At 68.7% G+C, this 2049-nt stretch carries 2 protein-coding genes; both read right to left on the reverse strand.

The genetic code is table 11. The features are described from left to right. Window positions 1-41 precede the first annotated feature (41 nt). Window positions 42-275: a chaplin ChpH gene (gene chpH, locus ACWBNA_RS47750; RefSeq protein ID WP_482710870.1), complete on the reverse strand. Its 234-nt coding sequence runs from the start codon at window positions 273-275 to the stop codon at window positions 42-44. Between the two features lie 158 nt (window positions 276-433). Then, a complete protein-coding gene (locus ACWBNA_RS47755) occupies window positions 434-1759 on the reverse strand; it encodes a M20/M25/M40 family metallo-hydrolase (RefSeq protein WP_482710871.1) in 1326 nt (441 codons plus the stop codon). Window positions 1760-2049 lie beyond the last annotated feature (290 nt).

Below are 2049 nucleotides of genomic sequence, written 5' to 3' on the forward strand. Positions count from 1 at the left end.
GGGCCCCACCGGCTCAGCCCCTGACGGGGCGAGGCACAACGTCAGTTGTTGACGCAGGTGTTGCCGAAGGCGGGGTTCAGCAGCCCGATCACGGAGACCGTGTTGCCGCAGACGTTCACGGGGACGTGAACGGGAACCTGGACGACGTTGCCGGAAAGGACACCCGGGGAGTGCTCGGCCGCACCCTGGGCGCCCGAGTGGGCGGCGGCCATGCCCGAGCCCGCGAGAACCAGACCACCAGTGGCAACGGCAGCGGCGACGATCTTCTTGATCATTATTCTCTCCTTGTTGGCAATGCGATCCCCATCAGCGGATCACGTCAGCAGTAACGAGGAGGGAGTAATGGAGCTACGAGCGTATCGTCGTATTCACTCTTCCCGGTAGACTTCCGCACACCCGAGCGAATACTGCAGTTTCGTTTCAGTGAGGCAATTCAGGACGCGTCGATGAACCGGTCGAGCACGCGCACGCCGAACCGCAGCCCGTCCACCGGCACCCGCTCGTCGACACCGTGGAACATCCCGGCGAAGTCCAGCTCCGGCGGCAGCTTGAGCGGGGCGAAGCCGAAGCCCCGGATGCCGAGGTCGTCGAAGGACTTGGCGTCGGTCCCGCCGGAGAGCATGTAGGGGATCGCCTTCGCGGCCGGGTCCTCGGCGACCAGCGCGGACTGCATCGCCGCCACCAGCGCCCCGTCGAAGGTGGTCTCGACGGCCTTGTCCGCGTGCACGTCCTCGCGACGCACCTTCGGCCCGAGGATCCGGTCGAGGTCGGCGAGGAACTCCTCCTCGTGGCCCGGCAGGAACCGCCCGTCGACGTGCGCGGTGGCCTCTCCCGGAATGACGTTGACCTTGTAGCCGGCGCCGAGCTGGGTGGGGTTGGCCGTGTTGCTCAGGGTCGCGCCGATCAGCTTGGCGATGCCGCCGAGCCGGGCGAGCGTCGACTCCATGTCCTCCGCGTCGAGCTCGACGCCGAGCGCGTCGCCGAGTTCGTCGAGGAAGGCCCGGGTGGTCTTGGTGACCCGCACCGGGAACTTGTGGCGCCCGATCCGTGCGACGGCCTCCGACAGCTCGGTGATGGCGTTGTCCCGGTGGATCATCGACCCGTGGCCCGCCGTGCCGGCCACGGTCAGCTTCATCCAGTGCATGCCCTTCTCGGCCGTCTGGATCAGGTAGAGCCGCCGCTCCTCGCTCACCGTGAACGAGAACCCGCCCACCTCGCTGATCGCCTCGGTGACGCCCTCGAAGAGACCGGGGTGGTTCTTGACGAGGTGCTTGGCGCCGTACGTGCCGCCCGCCTCCTCGTCCGCGAGGAACGCGAGGACGATGTCCCGGGGCGGCTTGCGGCCACTGCGCAACCGGTCCCGTACGACCGCGAGGGTCATCGCGTCCATGTCCTTCATGTCGACGGCCCCGCGGCCCCACACGCACCCGTCCGCGACCTCGCCCGAGAAGGGGTGGTGGGTCCAGTCGGTCGCGTTGGCCGGTACGACGTCGGTGTGGCCGTGGATGAGCAGCGCGGGCCGGGACGGGTCCGCGCCCTCGATGCGGGCCACGGTGGACGCGCGGCCCGGGTGCGACTCGAAGATCTGCGGTTCGAGTCCCACCTCGGCGAGCTTCTCGGCCACGTACTCGGCCGCCTTGCGTTCCCCCGGGCCCGAGTTGTCCCCGTAGTTGCTGGTGTCGATCTGGATCAGCTCGCGGCAGAGGTCCACGACCTCGTCCTCGCCGGTGACGCTCCTGGCCGTGTCCGACTCGCTCACGCTGCTTCCTCCCACGCCTTCGCTGCTGGTGGTCCCCCGTCATCCTCCCTCTCCCACGGCCTGGACCCCAAGAGCGGTGCCGGCCCGTCACACGTCGTTCACGCCCGGCCGGGGGTACGCGAGGGGCGACGGGGGTGCCCCGGGGGCACTCGAAAAGCCTGGTAATGTTTCCTCCGTCGCCGCGAGGGAAACCCCGCACGACAGACACCTTGTCCGGGTGGCGGAATGGCAGACGCGCTAGCTTGAGGTGCTAGTGCCCTTTATCGGGCGTGGGGGTTCAAGTCCCCCCT

The organism is Streptomyces sp. Q2 (assembly GCF_056820935.1).